Source organism: Rugamonas aquatica (genome assembly GCF_009380215.1).
Lineage (GTDB): Bacteria > Pseudomonadota > Gammaproteobacteria > Burkholderiales > Burkholderiaceae_D > Rugamonas > Rugamonas aquatica_B.
In genome coordinates this window covers 45,441-64,638 of record NZ_WHUG01000014.1, presented here as the reverse complement: position 1 = coordinate 64,638, position 19,198 = coordinate 45,441, and the positions used below count along the sequence as shown (strand labels likewise).

Annotated in this window: 16 protein-coding genes and 1 pseudogene; 5 read left to right on the top strand and 12 right to left on the bottom strand. The window is 65.2% G+C overall.

Annotated features, from left to right (window positions below):
* Positions 1–14: 14 nt before the first annotated feature.
* Both GEV02_RS25860 and GEV02_RS25855 read right to left on the bottom strand, forming a co-directional pair.
* Positions 15–1,055, bottom strand: a complete 1,041-nt coding sequence (locus tag GEV02_RS25860; RefSeq protein ID WP_152840794.1) for a threonine ammonia-lyase — start codon at positions 1,053–1,055, stop codon at positions 15–17.
* A 251-nt stretch (positions 1,056–1,306) separates the two neighbouring features.
* Positions 1,307–2,191 (bottom strand): alpha/beta fold hydrolase, encoded by an 885-nt coding sequence (locus tag GEV02_RS25855; protein WP_152802530.1) that lies wholly within the window; start codon positions 2,189–2,191, stop codon positions 1,307–1,309.
* A gap of 163 nt (positions 2,192–2,354) precedes the next feature.
* Between GEV02_RS25855 and GEV02_RS25850 the strand changes: the two genes are divergently transcribed.
* On the top strand, positions 2,355–2,879 hold the full coding sequence (locus GEV02_RS25850) for a gamma carbonic anhydrase family protein (protein WP_152802528.1): 525 nt from the start codon (positions 2,355–2,357) through the stop codon (positions 2,877–2,879).
* Between the two features lie 3 nt (positions 2,880–2,882).
* Positions 2,883–3,848, top strand: coding sequence for an Hsp33 family molecular chaperone HslO (gene hslO / locus GEV02_RS25845; protein WP_152840793.1), 966 nt, complete (start codon positions 2,883–2,885; stop codon positions 3,846–3,848).
* A gap of 24 nt (positions 3,849–3,872) precedes the next feature.
* On the opposite strand, the gene GEV02_RS25840 is transcribed toward hslO, so the two are convergent.
* Positions 3,873–4,613, bottom strand: a complete 741-nt coding sequence (locus tag GEV02_RS25840) for a hypothetical protein (protein ID WP_152840792.1) — start codon at positions 4,611–4,613, stop codon at positions 3,873–3,875.
* A 2-nt stretch (positions 4,614–4,615) separates the two neighbouring features.
* Positions 4,616–4,939, bottom strand: coding sequence for a hypothetical protein (locus GEV02_RS25835; protein ID WP_152840791.1), 324 nt, complete (start codon positions 4,937–4,939; stop codon positions 4,616–4,618).
* 120 nt (positions 4,940–5,059) lie between these two features.
* Between GEV02_RS25835 and GEV02_RS25830 the strand changes: the two genes are divergently transcribed.
* Both GEV02_RS25830 and GEV02_RS25825 read left to right on the top strand, forming a co-directional pair.
* The gene (locus GEV02_RS25830) at positions 5,060–7,456 is read left to right on the top strand and encodes a TonB-dependent receptor (protein ID WP_152840790.1); all 2,397 of its coding nucleotides are present in this window, start codon (positions 5,060–5,062) and stop codon (positions 7,454–7,456) included.
* Entirely contained in the window at positions 7,456–8,634 is a 1,179-nt protein-coding gene (locus tag GEV02_RS25825) for a glycerophosphodiester phosphodiesterase (RefSeq protein WP_152840789.1), read from the top strand. The genes GEV02_RS25830 and GEV02_RS25825 overlap by 1 nt, the downstream gene beginning before the upstream one ends.
* 4 nt (positions 8,635–8,638) lie before the next feature.
* Here the strand turns inward: GEV02_RS25825 and GEV02_RS25820 are convergent, their stop codons facing one another.
* Together GEV02_RS25820 and GEV02_RS25815 are read right to left on the bottom strand one after the other, a co-directional pair.
* The gene (locus GEV02_RS25820) at positions 8,639–10,027 is read right to left on the bottom strand and encodes an ATP-binding protein (protein WP_328595917.1); all 1,389 of its coding nucleotides are present in this window, start codon (positions 10,025–10,027) and stop codon (positions 8,639–8,641) included.
* Complete coding sequence (locus tag GEV02_RS25815) at positions 10,024–10,716, bottom strand: response regulator (protein ID WP_152840788.1); 693 nt, start codon at positions 10,714–10,716, stop codon at positions 10,024–10,026. Before GEV02_RS25815 ends, GEV02_RS25820 begins: the two co-directional genes overlap by 4 nt.
* A gap of 157 nt (positions 10,717–10,873) precedes the next feature.
* Between GEV02_RS25815 and GEV02_RS25810 the strand changes: the two genes are divergently transcribed.
* Complete coding sequence (locus GEV02_RS25810; RefSeq protein ID WP_174999347.1) at positions 10,874–11,653, top strand: MipA/OmpV family protein; 780 nt, start codon at positions 10,874–10,876, stop codon at positions 11,651–11,653.
* Here the strand turns inward: GEV02_RS25810 and GEV02_RS25805 are convergent.
* The 6 genes and pseudogenes from GEV02_RS25805 to GEV02_RS25780 all read right to left on the bottom strand — a co-directional run bounded on the left by GEV02_RS25805 (position 11,647) and on the right by GEV02_RS25780 (position 19,018).
* Positions 11,647–12,054, bottom strand: a complete 408-nt coding sequence (locus GEV02_RS25805) for an SRPBCC family protein (protein WP_152840786.1) — start codon at positions 12,052–12,054, stop codon at positions 11,647–11,649. The genes GEV02_RS25810 and GEV02_RS25805 overlap by 7 nt on opposite strands.
* A 48-nt stretch (positions 12,055–12,102) precedes the next feature.
* Positions 12,103–13,353: pseudogene (locus tag GEV02_RS25800) on the bottom strand (NAD(P)/FAD-dependent oxidoreductase); the annotation flags it as partial.
* 20 nt (positions 13,354–13,373) lie between these two features.
* Entirely contained in the window at positions 13,374–14,093 is a 720-nt protein-coding gene (locus GEV02_RS25795; RefSeq protein WP_152840784.1) for an SCO family protein, read from the bottom strand.
* Entirely contained in the window at positions 14,074–15,360 is a 1,287-nt protein-coding gene (gene mtoX, locus GEV02_RS25790) for a methanethiol oxidase (protein WP_152840783.1), read from the bottom strand. Before mtoX ends, GEV02_RS25795 begins: the two co-directional genes overlap by 20 nt.
* 132 nt (positions 15,361–15,492) lie before the next feature.
* Positions 15,493–16,662, bottom strand: a complete 1,170-nt coding sequence (locus GEV02_RS25785) for a hemin-degrading factor (protein ID WP_152840782.1) — start codon at positions 16,660–16,662, stop codon at positions 15,493–15,495.
* 10 nt (positions 16,663–16,672) lie between these two features.
* Positions 16,673–19,018: a TonB-dependent receptor domain-containing protein gene (locus GEV02_RS25780; protein WP_152840781.1), complete on the bottom strand. Its 2,346-nt coding sequence runs from the start codon at positions 19,016–19,018 to the stop codon at positions 16,673–16,675.
* Positions 19,019–19,198: the final 180 nt, after the last annotated feature.

Genomic DNA, 19,198 nt, shown 5'->3' with positions numbered 1-19,198 from the left:
CGGCAGTGAAGTGATCATTGTACGCTGCCTGCGCTCAAACCATGTGCCGCCGCGTCAACCCCGGCGCTGCGGACGCGCGCGCCCCGCGCCAGCAGCTCGGCGAAGCGCACCGGGTCGATGTTCGAGCCGCACACCAGCAGCGCCACGCGCTTGCCCGCCAGCCGCTCGCGCAGCGGCCCGAACAGCGCGGCCGTCGCCACCGCCGCCGCCGGCTCGGCCACCAGCTTGGCGTCGCGGAACAGGTGCAGCATCGCCAGGCAGATCTCGTCGTCGCCCACCCGCACCACCTCGTCCACAAAGCGGCGGCACACGCCGAAACTGTAGGCCATCGCATACGGCGCCCCCAGGCTGTCGGCCACGGTGTCGACCCGTTCCAATGCTTCCGGCCGGCCCGAAGCGAAGCTGCGGTACAGCGCATCGGCGCCGTAGGGCTCCACGCCGTACACGGCGCAGGCCGGATTGATCTGCTTGACGGCGGCCGCGATGCCGGCGCACAGGCCGCCGCCGCCCACCGGCACCACCACCGCGTCCAGCTGCGGGATCTGCGCCATCAGTTCCAGGCCGATGGTGGCCGTGCCCTGCGCCGTCAGCGGTCCCTCGTAAGGATGCAGCATGGTGCGCGCCTCGTCGCGCTCGATCTCGCGGCCGCGCGCGAAGGCCTGGTGCACATCGGGCATCAGCAATACTTCGGCGCCCAGCTCGCGACAGGCGGCGATGCGGGCCGGGCTGGCGTGCTGCGGCATCGCCACCCTGGCGCTGCACCCGGCCAGCCGCGCGGCATAGGCCGCCGCGATCGCGTGGTTGCCGGCGCTGACGGCGACGATGCCGCGCCGCCGTTCCGCCTCGTCCAGCGCGGCGATGCAGTTGAGGGCGCCGCGCAGCTTGAAGGTGCCGGTCTTCTGGAACAATTCCAGTTTCAGCCAGACTTCTCCGCCAGCCAATTGTTCTTCGATGACGCCGGTCTGCCAGCGCCACACGGGCGTTTCAAGGATCTTGCCTTGCAGTCGGCGGGCGGTGTCGCGGATCTCGGCCAGCGAGGGATAGGATGTGCTCATGGTGCTGCTCCATAAAATATTCGAGGGAATGCGGGCTGAGCCCGTGGAGGCTGGGGGCGCCGAGCACCGGCGCAGCCGCAGCTCAGCGACCCTGAATAATTCGAATAATGGAGACGGCGGACAGGCTCCGACCGGCCAACGCAGCAGCACCAGCGTCGGAAGCGACGTGGCGGCGGGTTGGCAAGATGGTCGGATGGGAGGTCATGTGTTCAATCATGCCAAATAGCTAAAGCCTTGGCAAGCGATTCCGGTCAGCGCGCCAGGAAGGCTTCGATCAGATGGGCCAGTTCCTCGGGCTGGTCGTGGTGCAGCATGTGACCGGCGTCGGCCAGCACCTTGCATTCGAGGTCGCGCAGGTGCGCCAGACGACGCTCCAGTTCTGCACGGCCCTCCTGCTCGCCGCCCATCCAGGTCCACATATTGGTCTGCTCGGCCTCCACCCACAGCACCGGCGCCGTGATCGCGCTCCAGCACGCCATGATGTCTTCCACATGGTAGGGCAGCGGACCGGGTTGCTTGTGCGCCGGATCGCCGAGGATTTCCCATTCGCCCGCATCGTTCTGCGCCGACCAGTGCTGCGCCAGGAAGGCCGCGCGCTCGTCGCCGAGGCGCGGATTGGTCTTTTGCAGACGGGCCGCAACGGCCGCCTGCGACGGGTAATTGCGCAGTTCGGGCTGCTCCAGCAGCGCGTCCATCCACTTGGCGTAGCGGCCCGGGGCCTGCTCCGGCTTGCTGGACCGCAGGCCGCCGCCCTCCAGGTTAATCAGCTTGCGGATGCGCTCCGGCCGCGCACCGGCGTACAGCCCCACCACATTGCCACCCATGCTGTGCCCCAGCAGATTGACCGCCTCGTCCGGCGAGTAATGGCGCAGGATGGCGTCCAGATCGGCCAGGTAGTCGGGGAACCAGTAGGTATCGCCGCCGCAGCGCTGCGACAGGCCGAAACCGCGCCAGTCCGGCGCGATCACATGCCAGTCGCCTTGCAGGGCGTCGACCACGAACTGGAACGAGGCGCCCACATCCATCCAGCCGTGCAGCATGAAGATCTTGGGGGCGCCGTCCCGCCCCCAGTGGCGCACGTGGCAACGCAGGCCGCGGATGGTCAGGAATTCCGAGCGGGACGAAGTGAAGGTCATGATGGTCCTTGAAAATGCGTAAGTCGGCGCAATATCGCAATATCGATGGTTTGCTGGCGATGAAGTAAAATAATAGCACGACCGTTCGATAGCCGCTCAAGCGTAAAATAGCGCCATCCCACCGCTCATCAGCGCTGTATTCAGCACTCAACAAAGGTTTCCAATGTCTATATATCAACTGGGCGAACACGCGCCCGAGATCGATGCATCGTCATTTGTTGCCGACTCTGCCACCATCATCGGCAAAGTCAGCCTGCACGCCAACAGCTCGGTGTGGTTCGGTGCGACCCTGCGCGGCGACAACGAACGCATCACCATCGGCGAAAACAGCAATGTCCAGGAAGGCACGGTCATGCACACCGACATGGGCTACCCGCTCACCGTGGGCAGCAACGTCACCATCGGCCACCAGGCCATGCTGCACGGCTGCACCATCGGCGACGGCGCCCTGATCGGCATCCAGGCCGTGATCCTCAACGGCGCCAAGATCGGCAAGGGCTGCCTGGTCGGCGCCGGCGCGCTGGTCACGGAAGGCAAGGAATTCCCGGACCACTCGCTGATTATCGGCTCGCCGGCCAAGGCCGTACGCACGCTGACCGCCGACGACGCGGCCCGCCTGCTCGCCAGCGCCGACAGCTATGTCAAGCGCGGCCAACTGTTCAAGACGCAACTCAAAAAGATCGGATAACACATGAGCATTACCCCCATCACCGGCCAGGACACCCTGCAAAAATTCATCTTCGATAACGCCGCCGTGCGCGGCGAGTTCATCGACATTTCCGCCACCTGGCGCGAGGTGCTGTCGCGCCACGCCTACCCTGCCCCGGTCAAGAAACTGCTGGGCGAGATGGTGGCTGCGGCCGCGCTGCTGTCGGCCAACCTGAAATTCAACGGCACCATCATCATGCAGATCCATGGCGACGGTCCGCTGCGCCTGCTGGTGGTCGAATGCGACGCCGACCTGAACCTGCGCGCCACCGCCAAGCTCGATCCAGACGCGACCATCGCCGATGACGCCAAGCTGCAAGCGCTGCTGAACGAACACGGCAAGGGCCGCTTCATCATCACGCTCGACCCGGCCGACAAGATGCCTGGCCAGCAGCCCTACCAGGGCATCGTGCCGCTGGACGGCGACGATGTCAGCACCGTCATTGAAAACTACATGCTGCGTTCGGAACAGCTGGACACCAAGCTGTGGCTGGCGGCGGACGACAACGTCTCGCGTGGCCTGCTGCTGCAAAAGCTGCCGTACAACGGCGGCAAGACCGCCGTCGAAGCCACGCCGCTGACCGAAGACGATGCGCTGGAAACCTGGAACCGCGCCGTGATCCTCGGCTCCACGCTGAAGGAAGAAGAAATACTGTCGACCACCATCGACGTGCTGATGGAGCGCCTGTTCTGGGAAGAGACCATCCGCGTGTTCGAGCCGCTGCACCCGGCCTTCCACTGCACCTGCACGCGCGAGAAGGTCGGCAATATGCTGAAGATGCTGGGCCGCGCCGAAGTCGACAGCGTGCTGGAAGAGCAAGGCCATGTCGGCGTCAACTGCGACTTCTGCGGCCAGCACTACGACTACGACAAGGTCGACTGCGCCCAGCTGTTCGCCACCGACGCGCCGGTCGAAGCGCTGATACCGGCCGGTGAAGTGAAGCACTAACCCCTCGGGCTGTCCCCGTCGGGGTCAGCCCTCCAGCGCCTTCGGCGGCGCCAGCTCGGCGCGCGCTGCGGGGTCCGCCGCGTAGCGGCTGATGGCGCTGACCAGCACCGGCAGATCGATGCCGAAGTGCGTCGTCATCAGGAAGATATCGGCGCCAGTCCAGCCCCGGCTTTGCCCTATGTACTTCAAAAATTTTTCCAGCTTGGCGGGCGGCGTAACGTCCAGGGTTTCCGGCGCATCCAGCGATAGCAGCAGCACCGGATTGCGCTGCATCTCGCCGGCGGACACCCGCTCTATCTGATCCCAAGGCAACAGCACCGTCCAGCTCCTGACGCCCAACACCAATCCCGCCGGCGTGAACTCGATATATTGGCTGGGCAGATAACCGACGGCGAGACCAACCAGCATCAGCGCTCCCGTGCCGGCGATCACCCAGTAGCAAAGCAAGATCAGGAAAGGCGCCTCGGAACTGAAGCCCAGCATCACAGCGCCCAGGCCGAAAACTCCGCCGCCGAACAAGGCCAGCCTGAGCCGTGATGGCCGGATCCGCACGCCGCCCACCACCTGAACGTCCGCCACCTTCTGCCGCCCATAGCGCCGCTTGCGGGCGATGGTCGAAATCCCCACTGCCGCCAAAGCTGCGGCAAACGCGATGGTCGTCACCGCCGTATTCAAGTCGTGCCACAACAGCACCACGCCGATCAGCATGAACAGCACGCCGATCGCGGCCAGCGCCCAGTCTTGCAAGCTCGGCTTGGTATCCATGGTCAGAATTTAGCGCAGCGGGTTTCCATCACGTCGATGGTGCCCAGGGTTAGTGTGGAGGTGGCGCTGCGCACCAGATCAACCCGCTCGACGCAGGAACCGCGCAGCAAGCGCTCCTGGTTGCGGGTGCAGATCGTCACCGTGCCGGCCGAACTGGTATTGCAGTAAAAGCCTTCCGTCCGCATACGCACCAGCGCCTGATCCAGCGGCATGCCAGGCTGCACCGTCTGCGAGACGAAGTTGCCCAGGCCTGCCTGGTTCACCGTGTAGCAGCCGGCCAACTGAGCCACCAAGCCCGCCAGCGCCAGCATCAAAAGTTTGCGCATCGTGATCCTCTCCTTGTTTGCAGCCAGCAGTGTATCGCACCGGCGTCATGATCCGGTAACACTCAGTGCCTATCATGCGCAAAGTTTTCATTTCCCTCCAACTGGTATTCAAGGCCGATCATGAACAAGAAATTATCCGCAGTGTGCTTCGCCGCGCTGAGCTTCCCCATGCTGGCGATGGCCGCCAACGTCGCCGCCGCCGTGGCCGACATGGCCGCCGACGCACCGGCCACCGCAGCCGGCCACGCTACGGAAGCCGAAGCGGCCGCCGCCGCTCCGGTCGCCACGATCGAGATCGCCACCCGCAGAACCCGCTCCTCGGTCGCGCTGACCAAGGGCGATATGCAGAAGATCCTGCCGGGCATTAACCCGTTGAAGGCCTTGCAAACCCTGCCGGGCGTGAGCTTCCAGACCGCCGACCCATGGGGCAACAACGAGCAGAACCTGTCGCTGTTCATCCACGGCTTCAGCGGCCCGCAACTGGGCTACACCATGGACGGCGTGCCGCTCGGCGACCAGCAGTACGGCAACTACAACGGCCTGTCGCCGCAGCGCGCCGTCATCAGCGAGAACGTCGGCAACGTCATCCTGTCGTCCGGCGCCGGCGACCTGTCGACCGCGTCCACCAGCAACCTGGGCGGCACCATCGAGACCTTCTCCAGCGAGCCGCAGCGCAGCCGCAACCTGGCCGTGCAGCAGACCGTCGGCAGCTACAACACCTCGCGCACCTTCCTGCGCTACGACACCGGCGACTTCGGCAGCGGCAACAGCGCCTACATCTCGGCCGTCCACCACGAGCAAAAGGCCTGGGACTTCAACGGCCGCCAGGGCGGCGACCAGGTCAACGCCAAGTACGTCAACCAGAGCAACGCCGGCAAGCTGACGCTGTTCTTCAACTATTCGGACAAGATCGAGCCGAACGAAGACGCCACCGTGCGCTCGGCCACCGAGAAGTTCCAGCCGTACACCCGTCCGTTCATATACCCGAACTTCCAGACCGCGCTGAACTACCTGTCGCCGACCGGCGCCACGCCTGCGGCCGAAGGCAACAACTACCGCAACTACTACAGCGACGCCCAGCGCAAGGATTACCTGACCTACGCCAAGTTCGACATGAACATCGGCGAATCGACCACCTGGTCCAACCAGGTCTACTACCATAACGACGACGGCGTCGGCGTGGTGGCCGGCCCGATCGGCGTGGCCGGCCTGCCTGGCCTGTTCGCGGTCTACTTCCCTGGCCAGAACCTGAAGCAAGTGTTCGGCAACTCCGGCTACGCCACCCGCACCACCGAATACGCGATCAACCGCAACGGCTGGCTGTCCACGCTGAGCACCGAGTTCGGCAACCACAAGCTGCAAGGCGGCCTGTGGCTGGAGCACAACCGCTCGTCGGCCTACCGCCGCTGGTACGCGCTGGACGTGAACAACCCAAGCTCGCCGTACGACCGTCCGAGCAATCCGCTGATTACGCAATACGGCAGCGAGATCAACAACAAGGTCGCGCAGATCCACCTGCAAGACGAATGGCGCATGCGCGACGACCTGGCGCTGCAAGCCGGCTTCAAGTCCAGCCTGCAGTTTGCCGACGGCCAGTTCCCGGTGCAGCCGGCCAAGGGCGCGATCGCCAATGGTTCGCTGGCCTTGCCGGTCGGCGAGATCATCACCAAGAAATGGTTCCTGCCGCAAGTCGGCGCGCGCTGGGACATCACGGCGCAAGACCAGATGTTCGTCAACGTGCAAAAGAATATGCGCCAGTTCGTCACCTACGGCGGCGGCGGCGCCTCGCCGTGGAGCCTAGCGAGCCAGGCCGCGTTCGACCTGTTCAAGAGCAGCGCCAAGCCTGAGACCTCGATCACCTACGAGCTGGGCATGCGCACCAGCCACCAGCTGGACCTGGGTCCGCTGAAAGCCTTCGATGGCCAGGTCAGCCTGTACCACGTCGACTTCAAGGACCGCCTGCTGACCATCAGCCCGACGCCGGTGATCACCTCCATCATCGGCGGCAATCCGGTGCTGGCCAACGTCGGCAGCGTCAAGACCGACGGCATCGACATCTCCGGCACGCTGCACTTCGGCCGCATGTTCTCGTTCTACGATGCGGTGTCGTTCAACCGTTCGACCTACTCGGACAACTACAACAACGGCAAGGATGTCGTGCCGACCTCCGGCAAATCCGTGCCGGGCAGCCCTGAGTGGATGAACAAGTTCGTCGCCACCGCCACCGTGGCCGACACCGAGTTCCAGCTGATCGGCGACTACGTCGGCAAGCGCTACGCCACCTACACCAACGACCTGGACGTGCCGAGCTACTTCCTGATGAGCCTGGGCGTATCGGGCAAGCTGCCCTTCCTGAACAACAGCTGGGTGAAGAATGCGCGCTACCGTCTGAACGTCAGCAACCTGGCCAATCGCGAAGGCAGCCTGAACGTGGTGGTCGGCGCGGCCAGCGGCACGTACAATACCTTCCCGATCGCACCACGTCAGGGCTTCCTGACTTTGATGGCGGACTTCTGATGAACGGACTGTATTTACCTCAACGCCTGTCGCGGCGCGGCTTCATCCAGACGGCGGCGGCAGCCGGCGCCGCGCTGATGCTGCCCGGCTCCGTGCGGGCGGCAGCGGCCGCTCCGGCCTCGCCCGACCTGTCCGGCATGCCGGGCGTGGGCGCGGTCGGTGCGGGTCCGAAGACGCCGCTGGTGTTCGGCCACCGCGGCGCCAGCGCGCTGCGTCCCGAGCACACGCTGGCCTCGTACGCCAAGGCCATCGCCGACGGCGCCGACTACATCGAACCCGACCTGTGCAGCACCAGGGACGGCGTGCTGGTGGCGCGCCATGAAGCCTTCCTCAGCGAAACCACCGACGTCGCCAGCCATCCCGAGTTCGCCAGCCGCAAGACGCGCAAGACCATCGACGGCGAAACCCACGAAGGCTGGTTCGTCGACGACTTCACGCTGGCCGAACTGAAGACGCTGCGCGCGGTCGAGCGCCTGCCGCAATACCGTCCGGGCAGCGCCCGCTACGACGGCATGTTCCAGGTGCTGACGTTTGAAGAGATCATCGACTTCACGGCGGCCGAAGCGGCGGCGCGCGGGCGCATCATCGGCCTGGTGCCGGAGCTCAAGCACTCGACGTATTTCGCCAGCGTCGGCCTGCCGCTGGAAGACCGTTTCCTGTCCATCCTGGCCGCGCACGACTATACGCGCCGCAATCCGGTCGAGATCCAGTCCTTCGAAGTGGCCAACCTGAAGTACATGCGCGGCAAGCTGGGCCAGCGCGCCAACCTGCGCCTGATGCAGTTGGTGATCGCCGAGAACGTGCGGCCGATGGATGTGGCGGCAGCAGGCGGCACGCTGACCTTCGCGCAGATGTGCACGCCGGCCGGCCTGCGCGACATCGCGCAATACGCCGACGTGGTGGCGCCACCGACGCGCGCGCTGATTCCGCTGAAGAAGGACGGCAGCCTGGACAAGCCAAGCTCGCTGGTGGATGACGCGCACAAGGTGGGCCTGCGGGTGGAGCCGTGGACCTTCCGTCCGGAGAATCATTTCCTGGCGGCGGACTTCCGCAACAACGCCGGCGATACGGCGCGCAACGAGGCGGGTTCCATCGCCGAAATCAAGCGCTACATCGCCACCGGCATGGACGGCTTCTTCACCGACGACCCGGCGCTGGGCCGGGCCGCGTTGGCTTAAACCTTTAGGCGAGCGGCAGCTGGACTTGCGCCAGCAGGCCGCCGCCCTGCGCATCGCCCAGCTCGATGCGGCCGCCGTGGCTGGCCGCCGCCGAGGCCGCAATCGCCAGCCCCAGCCCGCTGCCGCTCTTGGTCTGCTGCGGATCGCGGAAGAAGCGGTCGAACACACGCTCGCGCAACGCCGGCACGATGCCCGGCCCCTGATCCTCCACCGTCAACAAGGCCTGCCCCGCCGCCCGCGACAAACTGACCCTGACCACGCCATGCGGCGGGCTGTACTTGATCGCGTTCTCCACCAGATTGTCCACCAGCGACACCAGGCTCTCGCGCTGCCCCATCACGCTCACCGGCTCGGCCACCGCCAGCTCCAGCTCGATGCCATCGCGTGACGCCAGCCCCGACAGGGCCGCCAGCCGGTCCTGCAGCAAGGCATCCAGCGCCAGCCGCACGTGCGGCTCGTTGCCGGTGGCGTCGCTGCGCATCAATTGCAGCAGCTGGCCGACCAGCCGCCCGGCGCGGTTGCCGCTGCTGAGGATGCCGTTCAACAGTTCCCTCTGCACCGGCCCGTTATCATGCCCCTGCAAGGCTTCCGCATTGACGCGCATGGCCGCCAGCGGCGTGCGCAGCTCATGCGCGGCATCGGCGATGAAGCTGCGTTCGCGCAGCGCACTCTGGCTGACCCGCAGCAGCAAGGCATTGACACTGTCGACCATCGCCGCCAGCTCGCGGTGCGGCGGTCTGAACTGCAACGGCGTCAAATCCTGCGGACCACGCGCCGCCACCTCCTGCGCCACCTTCCGCCACGGCCGCATCGCGATGCGGATCGACCACCATGCCGGCAAGGGCAAGAGCGGCAGGCTGATGAGCAAAGGCAGCAGGAAATAGCCGCGAGAATTAATCGTCACGAACACATTGATCCAGCCGACCGGCGCCGCCGCCGTCAGCCACATGTCCGACCGCCGCGAGCGCACGGTGCGCGCGCGATAGCGCTCGCCCTGGATATACACGGTTTCCACGCCGTCCGCGCCCTTGCCGCTCAGCGCCAGCGACGCCGCCTTCGAACGGTAGACCAGGCGCTCGCCCTGCCAGACCAGCAGCATCGGCCCCAGCTCGTGCAGCTCGCTGACATCGAATTCCTCGCGCAGCGCCTCGTCGATGGCGAGCAGGCTTTGCTGCTGCAGCACCGGCTGGCTGGCCAGGTTCTCCGCCACGCGGATAACCGCATCGAAAGACTTGCTGGAGTTCAGATAGCTGGAACTGTCGCCGCCATTGTGGACGATCAGGGTAATCACGCCGCCCCACATCACCAGCACCAGCAGCACCTGCACCACCATCAGCCGCCGCACCAGCGTCGGCTCGGCAATCACGCGCCAGCAGCGCCGCAGGAAATTCACGCCGCACCGCCGCGCGCCTGCTGGTCGATCACGTAGCCGATGCCGCGCACGGTGCGGATATAGCCCTCGCCTATCTTGCGCCGCAGGTTGGCCATGTGCACGTCCAGCGTGTTGCTGGCGTTGGTCTGGCTGCCCGGCAGGGTTTGTTCCTCCAGCACGCGCCGCGTCAGCACGCGGTCGGTGCGCATCATCAGCATCTTGAGCAGCGCGTATTCGCTGGCGGTCAGCTCCACCGCGCGGCCGCCGACGCTGACGCGCCGCGTCGGCGCATGCAGCGCCAGGCCGCGCACTTCGATGCTCTCGCCGTCGAAGCCGTAGCTGCGCCGCGCCAGCGCGCGCACCCGCGACAGCAGTTCGGCCAGCACGAAGGGCTTGACCAGGTAATCGTCGGCGCCCCGGTCGAGGCCGGCCAGACGGTCGTCCAGCGCATCGCGCGCGCTGAGGATCAGCACCGGCAGGCCGCCGCTGTCGCCCTGCACCGGGTTGCGGCGCAGTTGCGCGAGCAAGGTCAGGCCGTCGCCGTCGGGCAAGCCCAGGTCGAGCAGCACCAGGTCGCAACCGTCGTGAGCCAGGCTGCGTGTGGCGTCGTCCAGGGTGCGTACCCAGACCACGTCCATGCCTTGCTCCGACAGCGCGATGCGCACGCCGTTGCCCAGGTCCAGGTCGTCTTCTATCAGCAGGATTTTCATAGGCGGTATTAGAACATCCGAATCTGAAGATGAGCTAAAGACCCATCTTCATGCTTTCTTCATCAAAGGCTCAGATTGCCTTCATGCGTGTTGAACATACTGCTCGCAGTTTACCGGGCCATCGGGGCGCCGGCACTAATTTTGAATGGACTTCACCATGAACTTACGTCTGATCTCCGCCGCAGCCGCCTGCCTGCTGCTGCCCACCCTGGCCGTTGCGGCCGACGACAGCCAACTCATGCTCGGCGGCGGCGTGGCCGCCGGCGCGCGCTACTCCGGCTCCAAACAGAACACCGTCGCGCCGGTGATCCTGATCGATTACAGCCATGCCAGCGGCTTCTTCGCCAGCACCCTGCGCGGCATCGGCTACGGCGGCGAAGCCGGCCCGTTGACCTACAGCGCGGCACTGGGCTATCGCGGCGACCGCAAGGAAAAGAATGAGAAAGGATTGTTCGGCAACACCGGCAGCGCCAACCTGAAGGGCATGGGCGACATCAAGGGCAGCGCCAACGCCATGCTGAGCCTGGGCTACAAGCCGATCCCCCTGCTGGAGCTGAACGTCAGCGCCGACGTCCCGCTGTCGCAGCGCGAGAACGGCAAGACCTTCCACAGCGGCGTGACGGCGCATTTGCTGGACGCGACTAGCGATAAGATTTCGCTGGGCGTCGGCGCCGGTTTCGCGGACAGCAAATATGCGCAGACCTACTACGGCGTCACCGCCAAGCAGGCGAGCACGTCGAAGTTCAAGGCTTACCAGCCGAAGTCCGGCCTGTACGAAGCCAACGTCATGCTGACCTGGCAGCACAAGCTCGACCAGAAATGGGGCATCACCACGATGGTCGGCGCCACCCATCTGCTGCGCGAAGCTGCGCGCAGCCCGCTCACCGAGCGCAAGACCAGCCCTACCGCTGCGGTCTACGTCAGCTACGCCTACTGATTTTCCGCGAGGCGCTTCAACGCGGCCAGCACATCGGGGAAGTCGCCCACCACCATCGGCCCGAATTCCGCTTCCTGCGGGCCGGTGATCTCGGTGCTGTAGCTGATGCGCGTGAGGCCGGACGGCAGCGCTTCGATGCGGTGGAACACCAGCACTCGGTTGTCGTCGATGATGGTCTCGTCGGTGAACTCCTGGTTTTCGCGCACGGTCAACAGGGTGCTGCTGAAGATGTCGTCGCCCGGCACCTGCATCGTGAAGCGCGTGCCGTCGGCAAAGGGGCCGTGCAGTTCGATGTTCGCGATGCCGGCGTTCCACTGCTTCCAGCCCGCGACGTCGGACCACAGCGCCCAGACGGCCGCCGGCGTGGCGCTTGTTTCTATGCTTGCGACATGGGTCCACATGGCCTGCTCCTTAGTTCGATGGAGAGCGCAGCATAGCGAAATATTAATTTAAGTGCAATCGATGTCTGGCTTGGCCAGCCACTCCCGTCCCTTCAGCATGGCTTGCCAGTACACCGGCGGCAGCAGATGCCGCTTGAGCAGCCAGGCCAGCCGCGACGGACGGGTGCCCTCGATCAGCCAGCGGGGCAGACTGGGCGACAAGCGGCCGCCATAACAAAACTCGGCCAGCACCACTTTGCCGCGCGCAACCGTCAGCGGGCAGGCGCCGTAGCCGTCGTAGCGGGCCAGGCTTTGCGCAGCGCGCTGCCCGCCTCCCAGCGCGGCCAGCACATTGTGCGCCACCACCGGCGCCTGGCGACGGGCGGCGGCGACGGTCTTGGCGTTGCCGCAGTTGATGATATCGCCCAGCGCGTGGATGTTGTGCCATTGCTTGTGCCTCAGCGTGGCCGGGTCGACGTCGAGCCAGCCGCCCGCGTCGGCCAGCACGCTGGCGCGTATGAAGTCGGGCGGCGTTTGCGGCGGCACCACATGCAGCAAGTCGAAGCCGCGCTGGATTTGCTCGCTGCCACCATCCGGCAAGGCGCGGCGGAAAGTCGCCATCCTGGCCTCGCCATCGACCGCGACCAGCGTGTTACCGAAACGCAGGCCGACGCCATAAGCGTCGACATACTCCATCAACGCCGGCACATAATCCGCAACGCCGAACAGCACGGCGCCGGCGCTGCAGAATTCAATGTCGATATCGCCCAGCACGCCGTTGCGGCGCCAGTGGTCGGCCGCCAGGTACATCGCCTTCTGCGGCGCGCCCGCGCACTTGATCGGCATGGCCGGCTGGGTGAACAGCGCGCGGCCGCCGCGCAGCTGCTGCACCATCTGCCATGTGTACGGCGCCAGCCGGTGCAGGTAGTTCGAGGTGACGCCGCTGCCCCCCAGCGTCCCGGACAATCCGGCGATGGCGTCCCAGTCCAGCTTCAGGCCGGGGCACACCACCAGCTGGCGATAGTGCAGCATGCCGCCGTCGGCCAGCATGATGGCGTCGAGCTCCGGCGCCAAGCCGGCCACCGCCGCCCGGATCCAGCGCACGCCGCGCGGCATCGCGCTGGCCATCGGCCGGACCGTGTCGGCGCTGCGCATGGCGCCGCCGCCCACCAGCGTCCAGCCGGGCTGGTAGTAGTGGGTGTCGGCCGGCTCGACGATGGCGACATCGAGCCCGGGCTGCCGCGCCAGCAGGCTGGCCGCCGCGGCGATGCCGGCCGCGCCGCCGCCGACGATGACCACCGTGTGCCTGGCCGGCATGGAGCTGTGCGTCGACATGGCAGCTAGTACCGCCGCCGGCTGTCAGCCGCCTGAACGGTATCCGTTTCCAGCAGCAGCGTCTGGATATCGCGGTAGATCAGCTCGGGTTGCAGGAAAGCCGGGCTGTAGATCTCGCGCACCCGCCCCTGCCGGTCGAGCAGGAACAGCTTGACCTGGTGGTAGTACAAACGCGTCGGCTTGCCCTGGGCGTCGAGCTGCACCGAGGTGCTCTGCCCGAGGTCGTCAAGGATGGGTTGCAGCTTTTCCACCGAGCGCGAGGTCAGGAAGTGCCAGCGCAAAGGCTGGCCGGCGCTGCCCAGCGCGCCGCCGTAGAAACGCATCGCCTCCGGCGTGTCGTTGACCGGGTCGAAGGAAATGCTGGCGAACTGCACGCGCCGCGCCATCGCCGGCGTGTTGAGCAAACGCTCGCGCAAGCCGTTCAAGGTGGAGAGCAACGCCGGACACGCGGTCGGATCGCTGCAATAGGTGTACATGAAGTTGAGCAGCGTGACGCGGCCGGTGGTGTAGCGTTCCAGCGGCCTGTCGCGGCCGTCGCTGTCGAGCACCATGCCGCGCGGCCCCTGCTGGATCACCGGCAAGCGATAGCTGCCGGCCGCCGGCACGATCAGCTGCGACGGCACGGCCGCCGGCCGCTGCGCCGCGACGGCCGGCCGCACGCCATCCGTTCCGCTCAACAGCAGCAGCGGCAGCAGCGGCCAGATGTCAACGTATCGACGCCACATTGGGAGCGGGCTTCGCGCTGAACTTCATGTGGTGCGGACGGCCCAGCTTCTCCTTGTAGAAATCGATCTTCCACTGCTGGCTCAACTCGCGGCCATCCCAGTGATAGAGCTTGATGAAATGGTCGTCGTTGTCCAGATCCCAGTGTTCAAGCAGGCTGGTGGTGATGTACAGGCGCTTGCCATCCCAGCTCTGGCTGACCATGTTGACGTGCTTGCCCGTGACTTTCTCATAGACCTGGCGCGGCGCTTCAGGATTGCTCAGGTCGAACAAGCGGGTCTTGCCGTCCATGAAGGTGTTGACCCACAGGCCCTTGCCGTCGGCCGTGATCGACATGTCGACCGGCAGCGGAGTCTTGGCCGGGTCGCCGATCGGGCCGACGTCGCGCGCCTGCCAGCGGCCGTCGGCATCGGGGCGAACCAGCCACAGCCTGGAGGTCAGTGCGGTGGCGGTGATCGCCCAGTTGTCGCCGGCGGCCTGCGACCAGCGCACTTCCAGCGGCGCGCCCGGGGTGCTGAAGATCTGCTGCGGCTTCATGGCCTTGAAGTCCCACAGCACCATCGTGTTGCCGAACTTCTGCATGGCCGCCGGATCCTTGATCAGCTTGCCCAGATCGGTACGGTAGTTGGTGTAGCCGGTGAAGCTGGAGGTCAGCATGGCGTTGCGGCCGGGGTTGATCGCCAGGTCGTAGCCATAGCCGTCGCCCTGCACGTCGCCGATCTTGTCGGTCGGGTTTGGATAGCGGGCCACCACGTCGCCCTTGTTGTTGTACACCGCCATGCCGGTGGCGCCGCCCATGTCGCGCGGGTTCGACAGGAAGCCGACCAGCATGCGCCCCGGCAGCGCGTAGAAGGTGTGCGGACCGACGTAGCCGCTCTTGTCGACCACATCGTTGATGGTCTTCACCAGCTTGGGATGGGCCGGATCGGTGCCGACATCGAACACGAAGATCTTGCTGTCCTGCAGACGACCGGCCCACAGGTATTTGCGGTCTTCGGTGAAGCCGACGTGGTGGGCGTCGCCGCGCCCCGGCACCGACAGCGAATTAATCACCTTGCCGTATTTCGGCGAGGCCGGGTTGACGTCTATCGTCACCAGCTTGTCCTGGCCATTGCCGATGCCGGCGATGCCCAGCGTCCAGACATGGACGTAGTCTTCCTGGCCCTTGATGAGGTTGGCCATATAGGGCGAATTGCAGGTTTCATCGGCGCCGGCCGGGCCGGCCAGCAATACGGAAAAGAGCACACTGACGACGGGCAGAAATTTCATTCCGGTCTCCATGCATATTTATTAACATAAGCAATTTGACATCGTCCAGTTGAAAAATCAACAGTTACTTTCCCACTTGCGCGAAAAGCAACAGCTGGCTTTTCGCATGCAAGTTCGTTCTATTTCTACTGATCAGCGGCGATCGGCGCCAGCCTTAGGCAGCGCGGCAGTCATGTCGACCCAGCTTTGCGGCTGCGGCTTGTTGCGCTCGCGGACGCCGAAGAAGCTCACCACCAGCTCGCCGTTCTTGTCGAAGAATTCCACCGACGTCACGCCGGCGCGCTTGATCACGTAGCCGCTGTTGAAGGCGTTGTCGCGCAAGTGCAGATTGAACTCAGGGTCGAGCACGTTGAACCAGCCGCCCGCTTCCTGCACCTTGCTGACCTTGCCGCTGTAGATCTGGATCGCCGCCTCGTTGCCGAGGAAGGCCATGATGTCCAGCTTCTGCTTGGCCGACTCTTCCAGCAGCTGGCGCACCGCCTGCGGCGTCACGCGCTGCACGGAACTGGCCGGCGCCAGGCGCATCGCCTGTTCGCGCGACATGCCAAACTCACCCAGCAGGCGGTTGAACTGGTGCACATCGGTCAGCTCGTTCCAGGCCATCTGGTATTCCTTGACGTCGATGGCGCTGTCTGGTTTCTCGGCCGGCTTGACCGGCGCCGCCGTCACCTTCAGGTCCGCGCTTTGCGTCGGGTTGCGGAAGTCCGCCACCAGCTTGTCGAACACCGGCACGCCGGCCTCGCTCTTCACGTAGATCTTGTGCACCGCGTCGCCGTGGGCATCGAAGAATTGCAGGCTGCGCGACACCACGCCATCCTTGCCAGGCTGGACGACGGCGAACGCATACTTCCAGTTCTTGAAGGTGAAGCGCAGGTCGATCTCGCCGCCCAGGTAGCCGCCGGCGATGTTGCGCAGGCGGGCTTCGCGTTCCTTTTCCTTGTCGGCGTCGAGGCCGGTGATTTCTTCCTGCGGCTTGAGTTTGGTGGCGACGCCGGTACGTTCCAGCACGCCGTTCTCGTTGCGCGTCAGCGCCATCACCGTGCCCAGGTCCAGCGCGCGGCGCATGATTTCACGCGGCACGTTCTCGCCTTCCTGCAAGCGGGTGACGGTCTTGCCGATGCCGATCGCCAGCAGGTCGGCTTCGGACACGTTCAAGGTCTTGGCGGCGTCGCGCGCTTGCAGCCGGGGCTGGCTGGTGCGCAGCGCGTCGTAGCGTTCGGACAGGCTGGCGGCGCTGGCTGGCAGATAGTTCAGCAACAGGGCGCCGGTCAGCGCCAGGGCAAAGCGGTGATGAGCTTTCATGGGTAACTCCTTAGTAGATCACTTTGAGGTTGACCGCGTAGTTGCGGCCCGGACGGACATAACGTTCGATATCGGCCAGCGTGGTCGCGGTGGTGCCGACCGGCAGGCTGCGCGCCGAGGCGTAATCCCAGTACTTCTTGTCGCCGATGTTGTAGACGCCGGCATTCAGGACCACGTGCTTGCCGATGTTCCAGTAGGCCGTGAAGTCCATCACGGTCGAACCCGGAACATTGAAGCGCACGGCGCTGGTGTCGGAGATCACGTCATCGGCGGCCTTCTTGCCGCGTACGGTGCTGACCGCGAAGGACGCGCCGCCACGCAGGGCCGGATCGTCATACGCGAAGACGGCGTTGGCCTTGTATGGCTGCACCGACGGCAGATCGGCTTTCTTGCCGGTCTTGCTGTTTTCCGCCGTGCCTTGCGAGATGCCGCCGGCCAGCGCCACGCTGTAGCCCTTCATTGGCGCGATCCACTGGCCCAGCTGGAAGCGGCTGCTGACTTCGATGCCCTTGGTGTTGGCTTTGCCGACGTTCTCAGGACGGAACAGGCCGAAGGTGATGGTCGGATAGTTGACCGGGTCCAGCGGCTGCGCGGCGTATTCGATCATGTTGCTGTAGCTGGTGTAGAACACCGAGGTGCTCAGCTCCACGCCCGGAACCGGCGCGCCTTTCAGGCCGATGTCGAAGGCGTTGCTGGTTTCCTTCTTCAGGTTCGGATTGCCCATCACGGCGTAGGCGTTGCCGGCGGCGGTGTAGGTGAATGAATCGTAGGTGCCGGTGCGCTCGGCCGCGGTCGGCAGGCGGGTGCCGCGGCTGTATTGCGCGTAGGCGCTGAAGCCAGGCGTCAGCTCGACCGACAGGTTCAGGCTGGGCGTGAAGAAGGAATCGGTTTCATCCTTGATTTCCTTGGCCGCGCTTGGCACGGCGATGAAATACGCTTCCAGGTTTTTCGGTTTCAGCTTGCGCTGCTCGCCGCGCAGGCCCGGGGTCAGCGTGGCCTGGCGGCCCAGCATCGTGAAGCCGAACTCGCCGCGCAGATAGGCCGCCAGCTTGTCGGTGTCCATGTCGGCCATGCGGTTCTTCATGGTGATCTGGTGCGCGCCGGTCTTGATGACGGTGCGGTCTTCCTGCCATGGACGACGGCTTTCCTGCTGCTCGTAGCTGATGCCGTAGCTCAGCAGAGTGTTCGCGTCCAGCTGCTTGGTGGCGTCCGTCGCCAGGCCCTTGCTGTTGTTGTAGAAGCCGGTCGTGATGTTGCGCAGGTAGGGCTGGCTGCCGGTGATGTAGCTGGCGCGGGTCAGGTCGACCACCGAGGCGTTCTGCGTGTAGGCGCGGGTGTCGAGCGTATCGAACAGCAGGCCGGAGCCCGGCGTGTAGTGATGCTCGATGCTGTAGCGGGTGCGCTCGGTGCGCGAGTTCTGCGCCGCGCCTTCCGGATACGACGGCCCCAGCTTGTTGGCGTAGATGCGGTCGTGCGTGGATTTGTAGTTGTCGACGGTGAAGCCCAGTTTCTGGTCGCCGGTCAGCTTCCAGCTCAGCTTGGCCAGTACGGCGTCGGAAGTCCAGTCGTCGGGATTGAGCGCGACATTGCCACGGCTCTTGCCTTCGTCGCCGGCGCGGTGCACGCCGACGATCAGGCCCTTCAGGTTGTCGCTCAGCGTGGCCGCCCCGGTCACCGCGTGCATGCGGGCGCCACGGTCGGAGGTGTAGCCGGCCTTGTAGTCGGCGTAGAGCTTGCGGGTGGTCAGGTACTCTTCGGGCGTCTTGGTGATGAACGATACCGAACCGCCGATGCCAGGCGTGCCCGCGCCGGCCGGGCTGGTGCCGGAACCGATGCGTACTTCGCGGAAGGTTTCGGGATCGAAGTAGTCGCGGCCGATGCCGAAGGAGTTGGTGGAGTTGCCGTCCGGTTTAGGCGCGGCGTCCGGCAGCGCGATGCCGTCCAGTTCCAGGCTGACGCGGTTGCCTTCGGCGCCACGGATGTTGATGCCGGTATTGCCGGCGCCGTCCCAGATATTGCCGGAACCGCTGGCCGCCGTCGGCACGCTGACCAGCGGCGCGTAGCGGGCGATATTGGCCATGTCGATGGCGTTGTTCTGGGTGATCTGCTCGGCGCCGATGACGACGGTGGCGCCGCTGCGGGTGTTGCTGCTGTCGTCGCGTTTGGCTTTGACCAGGATCTCGCCCAGCGCGGCGGATGCGGCAGGTGCATCGGCGGCATCGGCGGCGTTGGCGGCGTAGGCGGGCAACAGCGCCGCGCCCAGCAAGGTCAGCAAGGCGGATCGCACCGCCAGTGTCACGGCGTGAAGAGACAAAGGCGCGGCCGTATGCCGGGCGCCCGAATTGATAGCGGCCATAGAGTTCCAAGAGTGTGAAGGTGACGGCTGGCTCTCGAACCTACGGCGATTGCTGGCAAAAATACATTCTAACAATAATGATTCTCATTTACAAGCAGCAGCGTGGTGAGAATCCGCGACCACATTGCTAGATAAAAGTTAAACATTATTCTTCTTGCATCTTTTTATTCTTCAGGTATC